We start from the raw sequence: 9,799 nt of genomic DNA on the forward strand, positions 1-9,799 counted from the left end.
AAGAGCAAAGCGACGGCATAAATGCCGACCTACTTTAAAAGAAGGTTCTAGCAAAGCATAAAATCAACATCAAAAGCCAAAGGGTGTTTTCTGTTGATTTCCTAGCAGGACGTAGTCCGTCCTAGTAGTGAGCTGGCGAACGTCCTAGTACCTAGGACCTTCTAAGCCATAACAAAAACAATCTGTTGTGTGGTCGTTAAACATGCCGACGGCTTGCATGAACGCATAACAAATTGTCGGGCCGACAAAATTAAAGCCCAGCTTCTTTAACGCTTTAGACATCGCTTCTGATTCGATGCTTTGTGCCGGCATTTCAGCCACCGAAGTGAAATGATTAATTTTGGGTTCACCGCCAACAAAACTCCATAAAAACTCTGAAAAATCATTACCCTGCTCCACATATGCCATATAGCCTTTAGCATTTTTAATAATAGAATTGACCTTTAAACGATTGCGAACAATCCCCGGGTTAAGCAGCAGTTCCTCTATTTTATCGTCATCAAAAGTCGCAATAATGGCGGGATCAAAATTGGCAAAAGCCACTTGGTAATTTTGTTGTTTCTTCAAAATAGTTAACCACGACAGGCCAGCCTGTTGTCCATCAAGGCAGAGTTTGGCAAACAATTCATGGCTGTCATATACCGGTCGGCCCCACACTTTGTCGTGATACTCTTGATAGATGGGATCTTTACCAACCCAACCGCAACGCGTTACATCCATAGCCCTAATCCTAGATTTATCGTTAGTAAGATAAAAAATAACCTATATAAGCGTAAACCTACAAGGTATAATCGACACCATTTTCTATTTAAGCTTCCAGGCAGTAGACAAGCGGATATGACGACGAAACACGACGTAAAAACATTCCAGGGTTTTATTATGACCCTACAGGAATACTGGGCGCAGCAAGGTTGCGCAATTGTTCAACCATTGGACATGGAAGTAGGTGCGGGTACATTCCACCCTATGACTTTCTTACGCGCATTAGGCCCAGAGCCAATGAGCTGTGCTTATGTTCAACCGAGTCGACGCCCGACTGATGGTCGTTACGGTGATAACCCAAATCGCCTACAGCACTTCTATCAATTCCAGGTCGTGTTAAAACCGTCGCCAGATAATATTCAAGAGCTCTATCTTGGTTCTTTAGCTGCAGCTGGTGTCGACATGAGTATTCATGACGTGCGCTTTGTTGAAGACAACTGGGAATCACCGACGCTGGGTGCTTGGGGTCTTGGCTGGGAAGTTTGGCTAAACGGCATGGAAGTATCGCAATTTACTTACTTCCAGCAAGTCGGTGGACTTGAATGTAAGCCTGTCACTGGCGAGATCACCTATGGCCTCGAGCGTCTGGCGATGTACATTCAAGAGGTCGATAACGTTTACGACCTCGTATGGACAGACGGCCCATTGGGCAAAGTTATGTATGGTGATATTTTCCACCAGAACGAAGTTGAGCAATCAGCTTATAACTTTGAACACGCGAATGTTGAAGTGTTATTCAGAAATTTTGATGACTGCGAGCAAGCTTGTCAGCATCTACTAACACTTGAAAAGCCACTGCCATTACCTGCTTACGAGCAAGTGATGAAAGCCTCTCATGCATTTAACTTGCTTGATGCACGCCATGCTATTTCGGTCACCGAACGCCAGCGTTATATCTTACGCGTTCGTACCATGGCTAAGGGTGTAGCTGAAGCTTACTATCAAGCACGTGAAGCTCTTGGCTTCCCAATCGGTAAGTAGAGGAATAACTGATGAATTTTGAAAACTTACTCATTGAAGTAGGCACTGAAGAGCTACCGCCAAAATCGCTACGTAAGTTAGCTGAGTCTTTTCTTAGCAACTTTACTGATGAATTAAAAAAAGCTGAGTTGAGCTTTGAAACTGCGGTATGGCATGCAGCCCCTCGCCGTTTAGCTATCTGCGTTAACCAATTGGCTCTGGCTCAGGCTGACAAAGTGGTAGAAAAGCGTGGACCAGCAGTCGCACAAGCATTCGATGCTGAAGGCAACCCGACTAAAGCCGCTATGGGCTGGGCTCGTGGCAATGGTATTACTGTTGAACAAGCGGGTCGTTTAAAGACCGATAAAGGCGAATGGTTACTACATCAAGCTAAAGTCGTTGGTGTCGAAACTAAAAGTCTTATCGCCGCGATGGCACAACGCTCTCTAGACAAGCTGCCTATCCCTAAGCCTATGCGTTGGGGTAATAACACCACTCAGTTTATTCGCCCGGTTCACACTGTGACTATGCTGCTTGGCAGCGACGTTGTTGCTGGAGAGTTGTTAGGTATAAAGTCAGACCGCGTTATCCGTGGTCACCGCTTTATGGGTAGCCCAAGCTTCGAGCTTGATCATGCCGACAACTACCTATCAGCACTTAAAGAACAAGGGAAGGTAGAGGCCAACTATGAGGTGCGTAAAGCACTAATTAAAGCCGATGCAGAAGCTGCTGCGACTAAACTAGGTGGCGTAGCCGATCTAGAAGACGACCTATTGGAAGAGGTTACCTCACTGGTTGAATGGCCAGTAGTACTCACGGCTAGCTTCGAAGAGAAGTTCCTCGACGTACCGGCTGAAGCCTTGGTTTACACCATGAAGGGTGATCAAAAATACTTCCCAGTATTTGATAAAGCGGGTCAGCTTATGGCTAACTTTATCTTTGTCACTAATATCGAGTCTAAAGATCCACAACAGATTATTGCCGGTAACGAGAAAGTAGTTCGCCCACGTCTTGCCGATGCAGAGTTCTTCTTCAAAACAGATAAGAAAAATTCACTAGAATCTCGCCTTACTAGCTTAGAAAACGTTATTTTCCAAAAGCAGTTAGGCTCGATCAAGCAACGCGTAGAGCGCATTTCTGCCATGGCAGCTTATATCGCCACCAGCATTGGTGCTAATAGCGAAGAAGCAGCCCGTGCAGGACTACTTTGTAAGTCTGACTTGATGACTAACATGGTAATGGAATTTACCGATCTTCAAGGCACTATGGGCATGCATTACGCACGTCTAAATGGTGAAACTGAAGCGGTAGCCGTGGCACTTGCCGAGCAGTACAAGCCTAAGTTCTCAGGCGATACAGTACCAACAGCACCTATCTCAATCTGTGTTGCTTTGGCTGAAAAGCTCGACACCTTAGTCGGTATTTTCGGTATTGGCCAAGCGCCAAAAGGTGCAGCAGATCCATTTGCACTGCGCCGTGCTGCGATTGGCGTACTGCGGATCTGTTTAGAAAACAACTTGCCACTAGATCTTGTTGATTTGATTGCTAAAGCACAAGAGCTACACGGTGAAACGTTAACTAACGACAAGGTTGCAGAGCAGGTACTCGAGTTCTTTATGGGTCGCTTCCGTGCTTGGTACCAAGATCAAGGAGTGAGTGTAGACGTGATCCTAGCCGTATTGGCTCGTCGCCCTACCGCACCCGCTGATTTTGAAAGCCGCATTAAAGCCGTTGCTCACTTTAGAACACTTGAGCAAGCATCGGCACTTGCTGCAGCTAACAAGCGTGTATCAAACATTTTGGCTAAAGTGGAAGGTGAACTTCCTACGGCTATCGACGATACACTACTGGTTGAACCGGCAGAAAAAGCACTAGCAACTAAGCTAACAGAGCTACAACCACTATTAGCGCCGCTATTTGCTGCTGCTAACTATCAAGAAGCGCTGGCACTGCTGGCAAACTTACGTGAAAGCGTAGATACCTTCTTTGAAGATGTGATGGTGATGGCAGATGATCAAGCCCTTAAGAATAACCGCCTAGCGCTGCTATCTAGCCTACGTGAACAGTTCTTACATGCAGCTGACATTTCGCTACTTCAGTAACAGCTGACGGCAGTAACCTCGTTGCTGCAATCCAATAAAAAAGCCCCTAAATCAGGGGCTTTTTATTGTCTGGCCATAGGTGAAAGCTAAAATAGGATCAGCTTTTGCTGTAGCTCATCAAATTTACCTCTATCGATACCCGCTGCTAATAACAACCGATTAAGTTGTAACTCATCCAGTTTTTTGGCTTCAAACAACATAGAGCACTCACTGATCAAGTTGGCTCGCCACACCGCTTCAGCTAAGCCACCAGCAGGCTTAGAATCAACAATAGCCAGATGACCAAGCTCTGCCTCAAATATGGCAGGTAACTGCCAGTGCTTGGCGAGTAAGGCGCTTAGACTTAATGATTTTGTGGTCATCACCTGTCGAAACAGATTTGAACAAGGTTGCTCGCCCGGTTCTGCCTGCTTAAAGGCTTCTAATAGCAGCTTGAAGATAGCGATTTTTCCCACATCATGAATTAACCCCAACAAAAATGCACTATCAGCATCTTCATCGGTTAACTCACTTGCTAAGTAAGCAACTTGCATTGAGTGACGCCAAATTTGTGAGCCAAAACGGCGAAAATAAATCGGTTTAATTTCAATGCAGCCACGTAACAAACTCGTGGTAATGAAGCGTTTCATTTGCTCTCGACCCAGCTGCACAACCGCTTGCTGTAAGCTAGTGATCTCTTTTTCACTACGTCGAAACAGTGGTGCATTACATAACATTAGTACTTCAACACTCAGCACTGGGTCTTTTTCTATTAACGCTAACAACGCTTTAATGTCGCTGTTTTCATCTGCTAACTGTTTATCTAGCGCCGCTACTTGCGTGGGGAGTTTCAACACCCGATCCGCAATGGCTTGGGGCGCAGAAAGTGCCACCTCTACTCGTCTAAAAACACTCTTTTCTAACTCGTTTGCCACTCCATTTTGCTGAGTATTAGGAAATAACAAACTATAGAATAATGCCGATATATCGGTAGGTGTAACAGCAGATGCTTGGGGAGGAGTGTTGTTTATCGGTGGTGGCGATGAATTAGTTTGGTAAGACTCTGCCGCGCCACTGAAACTTTTAGGTTTCTCAACAATTACTTTATCTCTGATATTAAACAGTTTTTTAAATATTTTTTTGAACAATTTCTGTGACCGGGAGTAATAATGTCGACCAATTAAAGCTATGGTAAACACCCATATGCCATACAACAAAAAATCGGCGCCATAGGCGCCGATTTTACTATTTTTAAGTAAGTACTTTCGCAATAAGACTAGACGTCTAAGTTAGCCACGTTCAGCGCGTTAGACTCAATAAATGCACGACGAGGCTCAACATGATCACCCATCAAACAAGTGAATAGTTGATCAGCACCAATCGCATCTTCAATAGTCACTTGCAGCATACGACGAGACTCAGGATCCATGGTAGTTTCCCACAACTGCTCTGGGTTCATCTCACCCAATCCCTTATAACGCTGGATATACTGGCCACGCTTAGCTTCACTCATCAACCAATCAAGTGCTTCAATAAAGCTGCTTACATCTTTAGTGCGCTCACCACGTTGAACATAACCACCCTCTTCCACTAAACCATCAATTTCAGCGCCTAATTTCACAATACGCTGATAATCGGTAGACTGGAAAAAATCATAACTGAACAGATAGCTAGTATCGATACCATGCTTACGAATGGTGATCTTCGGTAGATACACTTGACGCTCTGGATCAAGAATAGGCTCAGCACTGTACAAGACGCCGCCAGACTCTTTCTCAACTAAGTCAGCAATAAATGCATCAGACCAGGCCTTAACTTGTGCTTCATCGCTCAACATTTCACTCGTTAGCTCAGGATGGTACAACATCAAGTCAGCAACGTTAGTTGGGTAACGTTTTTCAAGACGCTGAATAATCGCTTCCACTTCACGATACTGCTTAACCAAAGCCTCTAATGGCTGGCCAGACATACCTGGTGCACCTTGCGCAGGATAAACATTGGCGTTATCGAGTGCTTGAGTCGTTAGATATTCCGTTAGTGCAGGATCATCTTTTAGATACTGCTCTTGTTTACCCTTTTTCACCTTGTACAAAGGTGGTTGTGCAATATAGATGTAACCACGCTCGATAAGCTCAGGCATTTGACGGAAGAAGAAGGTCAGCAGCAAGGTACGGATGTGCGAGCCATCGACGTCGGCATCGGTCATGATGACGATGTTATGATAACGGGTCTTGTCTGGGTCATATTCATCACGGCCAATACCACAACCTAGTGCGGTAATTAGCGTGACCACTTCTTGCGAAGATAACATCTTATCAAAACGTGCTTTTTCAACGTTTAAGATCTTACCTTTCAGCGGAAGAATCGCTTGGTTTTTACGGTTACGTCCCTGCTTGGCTGATCCGCCAGCAGAGTCTCCTTCCACTATGTATATTTCAGAAAGACCTGGGTCCTTCTCTTGGCAATCGGCCAACTTACCTGGCAAACCACCTAGATCGAGTGCGCCTTTACGACGTGTGAGTTCACGGGCTTTACGCGCCGCTTCACGAGCACGTGATGCATCGATAATCTTGCCAACAATCAACCTAGCTTCATTTGGATGCTCTGCTAGGTAATCACCTAACTGCTCGCCCATGGTCTGCTCAACGGCCGTTTTGACCTCACTCGACACCAATTTGTCTTTGGTCTGCGAGCTAAACTTAGGATCTGGAACCTTAACCGAGATAACAGCGGTCAAACCTTCACGAGCATCATCGCCGGTCGCGTTGGTCTTGCCCTTTTTGTTATAACCCTCTTTTTCCATGTAGTTGTTGAGGTTACGCGTCAACGCACCACGGAAACCCGCTAGGTGAGTACCACCATCGCGTTGAGGGATGTTGTTAGTAAAACAGAAAATGTTCTCTTGGAAGCCGTCATTCCACTGCATAGCCACTTCAACGGTAATACCGTCATCGCGCTCGTGAATAAAGTGGAATACATCTTTGTTTACCGGTGTTTTATTAACGTTTAAATAGTCAACAAATGCACTGATACCACCTTCATACTTGAAAAACTCATCACGGTCATCACGGTCATCAATTAGACGAATACCGACACCTGAGTTCAAGAAGGACAATTCACGTACACGTTTAGCCAGAATGTCAAAATGAAACAGAACATTGGTGAACGTTTCAGTACTTGGCCAAAATCTTAGCTCTGTACCGGTATGAGTCGAATCACCAATCTCTTTAATAGGCGCATCAGGTACACCATGAGTATAAAACTGCTCATAAAGCTTACCGTCACGACGCACGATCAACTGCAACTTGCGAGAGAGTGCATTAACAACCGACACACCTACACCGTGCAAACCGCCTGACACTTTATAAGAGTTATCATCGAACTTACCACCAGCATGCAGTACCGTCATAATAACTTCAGCTGCAGAGATACCCTCTTCAGGGTGGATCTCAACAGGAATACCACGACCATCATCCGTTACCGATACCGAACCGTCGGCATGAATTTTGATAATGACGTCGTTACAGTGGCCCGCTAATGCTTCATCGATAGAGTTATCGACCACTTCGAATACCATATGATGTAGACCGGTGCCATCATCAGTATCACCAATGTACATTCCAGGTCTTTTACGTACCGCATCAAGGCCTTTTAATACCTTAATACTCGAAGAATCATAACTATTCTCTGACATATTATTCTCTCGTCGGTTATTCAATTACCGTTACACGCCCATGTTCCACATGGAACACCTTACTTGGCGGCGTGATTAACGAATCGACTATTGCTGCTGGTTCGATTGCCGTGACAAAAACTTGTGCGCCGGTATCTGCTAACTGCTGTAGCAATAGTTTTCTATGCTGTGCATCTAATTCCGATGGAAGGTCATCCACCAGATAAATACTGTTTTTGTCTATCTGTTGTTTGAGCAACTTTCCTTGTGCAATACGCAATGCACAGACTAACAATTTCAACTGTCCACGGGATAAAGCGTCTTGTGCTGGCAGTGTTCCTACCCGCAATCTTAAGTCCGCTTTATGGGGTCCGCTGACAGTAAAGCCTGTGGCTAAATCTCTGGGATACTGCGTCTCGAGCAGCTGTGCATACTCTGTTTTACTATCCCATCCTCGGGTAAAAGAAATCTTCACATCAACCTGAGGTAAAAACTCTTCGATTATACCCTTAAGTAGCTCATTTAACGAGTCTACATATTGCTTTCGTATATCAGTGACCAGTTCAGCATAACGAATAAATTCTTTATCCCAAAACTGTATCGAACTATAGGGCGATTCATCCCGGAGTAATTGATTTCGTTGTTTTAATATTCGGCGTACATTCACCCAAGCAGCATAAAAGCGAGGGTCTGAATGGAACGCCCCCCAATCAATAAACTGTCGTCTGGATTTTGGCCCCTCAAAAAGCAATGAAAAGCTTTCCGGAGTGATCACTTGAATCGGTAACGTTTCCGCTAATGTCGATAAACGTTTAACTTTATCACCATTAATCTTAACTTCAATCTCGCCACTTCTAAACCGCCTAAGACCGATTTTACTCTCATCTTCTGCTGTCACCATATTGGCAAATAAAGTCAGTGCATCTTGGTCATGCTTTATCACTCGTTGCGACAGATGGCTGCGAAAAGAGCGCCCCATACCCAAAAAGTAGATAGCTTCCAAAATACTGGTCTTGCCACTCCCGTTGTGGCCATAAATTAAATTGAGCCCTTCACCTGGCTGCAACTGCGCAGAGGTAATATTACGGAAAGCTTCAATATGAAGGCGATTAAGGCTCATTAATACCCTTTAAGTGCTACGGGGAGGTGATTTTCGAAGTGGTTATTTATACCAGATAAAGCCGACGGCGTGTCAAAACACTTTATCTGGTATCAAAAAGCAGAATAAAACGCTCGGCTATAAGCGCATAGGCATAACAACATACATAGAGTTCTGCTCTACGTGATTATCGATAAGTGCGCTTGAGTTACCATCAATCAGCGTAATACGCACATCATCAGACGGTAGGTTGTTTAATACATCCAGTAGATAACTGACGTTAAAACCTATCTCTAATGGGGTGTTTTCGTATTCAACATCTAAGATCTCTTCCGCTTCTTCCTGTTCGGGGTTATTAGCAGTGATCTTAAGTAAATTGTTTTCTAACTGCACTCGCACACCACGGAACTTTTCATTCGATAGAATAGACGCGCGTAGCAAGGCTTGCTTAAGCTGCAGACGGCTAGCAATAACAATCTTATCGCCGCCTTTAGGTAACACACGGCGATAATCAGGGAAGCGTCCATCTACCAACTTACTGGTAAACGTAGCCGTCGCTGTCGTCGCTCTAATGGCGTTATCGCTGATTGCGATAGTGACATCTAGATCATCACCTTCGAATGAGCGCATAAGTTCTAATACACCTTTACGCGGCACAATCACCTGCTTTTCAGGTAAAGAAGCTTCAATCGTACGATAGCTCATTGCCAAACGGTGACCATCAGTTGCGATAGCACGCAGTACATTGCCTTCGGTCTCTAATAACAAACCGTTAAGGTAATAACGTACATCTTGGTTTGCCATTGAGAACTGAGTAGCCTCAATCAAGGACTTCATCGTGCCTTGTTTGAGGGTAAATTCGATATCAGCTTCAAACGCTTCTACATTGGGGTACTCTTCAGCTGGCAAAGTTGCCAAGGTGAAACGGCTGCGACCTGAACGTAATAATAAGCGATTTTCTTGCTGTTCAATCTTAAGCTCTACCTGATCGGGTAAAGACTTAACGATATCTAAAAACTTCTTTGCGGGAACCGTTGTACGACCTTCAAGGACTTCACCCTCAAGTTGAACTTCGCCGACTAATTGAACTTCCAAGTCAGTACCTGTCAACCTAAGTAAGTGCTCACTCACTTAGGTTGACAGGTACTGACTTGGAAGTTCAATTAGTCGGCGAAGTTCAACTTGAGGGTGAAGTCCTTGAAGGTCGTACAACGGTTCCCGCAA

At 44.8% G+C, this 9,799-nt stretch carries 6 protein-coding genes and 1 pseudogene; 2 read left to right on the plus strand and 5 right to left on the minus strand.

Going from position 1 to position 9,799, the window contains the following annotated elements; all coding sequences use genetic code 11:
* Positions 1-144 precede the first annotated feature (144 nt).
* Positions 145-720: a DNA-3-methyladenine glycosylase I gene (locus L2755_RS21305; protein WP_248982657.1), complete on the minus strand. Its 576-nt coding sequence runs from the start codon at positions 718-720 to the stop codon at positions 145-147.
* A gap of 117 nt (positions 721-837) precedes the next feature.
* Between L2755_RS21305 and glyQ the strand changes: the two genes are divergently transcribed.
* Positions 838-1,743, plus strand: coding sequence for a glycine--tRNA ligase subunit alpha (gene glyQ / locus L2755_RS21310; protein ID WP_248982658.1), 906 nt, complete (start codon positions 838-840; stop codon positions 1,741-1,743).
* Positions 1,744-1,754: 11 nt separating this feature from the next.
* Entirely contained in the window at positions 1,755-3,824 is a 2,070-nt protein-coding gene (gene glyS, locus L2755_RS21315; protein ID WP_248982659.1) for a glycine--tRNA ligase subunit beta, read from the plus strand.
* Between the two features lie 86 nt (positions 3,825-3,910).
* On the opposite strand, the gene L2755_RS21320 is transcribed toward glyS, so the two are convergent.
* From L2755_RS21320 to dnaN, 4 genes and pseudogenes are all read right to left on the minus strand, one after another.
* On the minus strand, positions 3,911-4,951 hold the full coding sequence (locus tag L2755_RS21320) for an HDOD domain-containing protein (RefSeq protein WP_248982660.1): 1,041 nt from the start codon (positions 4,949-4,951) through the stop codon (positions 3,911-3,913).
* A gap of 128 nt (positions 4,952-5,079) precedes the next feature.
* Positions 5,080-7,497: a DNA topoisomerase (ATP-hydrolyzing) subunit B gene (gyrB, locus tag L2755_RS21325; protein WP_248982661.1), complete on the minus strand. Its 2,418-nt coding sequence runs from the start codon at positions 7,495-7,497 to the stop codon at positions 5,080-5,082.
* 16 nt (positions 7,498-7,513) lie between these two features.
* Positions 7,514-8,596 (minus strand): DNA replication/repair protein RecF, encoded by a 1,083-nt coding sequence (gene recF / locus L2755_RS21330; protein ID WP_248982662.1) that lies wholly within the window; start codon positions 8,594-8,596, stop codon positions 7,514-7,516.
* Between the two features lie 117 nt (positions 8,597-8,713).
* Positions 8,714-9,706: pseudogene (dnaN, locus tag L2755_RS21335) on the minus strand (DNA polymerase III subunit beta); the annotation flags it as partial.
* Positions 9,707-9,799: the final 93 nt, after the last annotated feature.

Source organism: Shewanella abyssi (assembly GCF_023284025.1).
In the GTDB taxonomy this organism is placed as follows: Bacteria; Pseudomonadota; Gammaproteobacteria; order Enterobacterales; family Shewanellaceae; genus Shewanella; species Shewanella abyssi.

What these genes read in the sequence shown, in the direction of transcription:
- recF (WP_248982662.1), bottom strand. Translation starts at nt 8,596, where the DNA reads ATGAGCCTTAATCGCCTTCATATTGAAGCTTTCCGTAATATTACCTCT.
- glyS (WP_248982659.1), top strand. Translation starts at nt 1,755, where the DNA reads ATGAATTTTGAAAACTTACTCATTGAAGTAGGCACTGAAGAGCTACCG.
- gyrB (WP_248982661.1), bottom strand. Translation starts at nt 7,497, where the DNA reads ATGTCAGAGAATAGTTATGATTCTTCGAGTATTAAGGTATTAAAAGGC.
- L2755_RS21305 (WP_248982657.1), bottom strand. Translation starts at nt 720, where the DNA reads ATGGATGTAACGCGTTGCGGTTGGGTTGGTAAAGATCCCATCTATCAA.
- glyQ (WP_248982658.1), top strand. Translation starts at nt 838, where the DNA reads ATGACGACGAAACACGACGTAAAAACATTCCAGGGTTTTATTATGACC.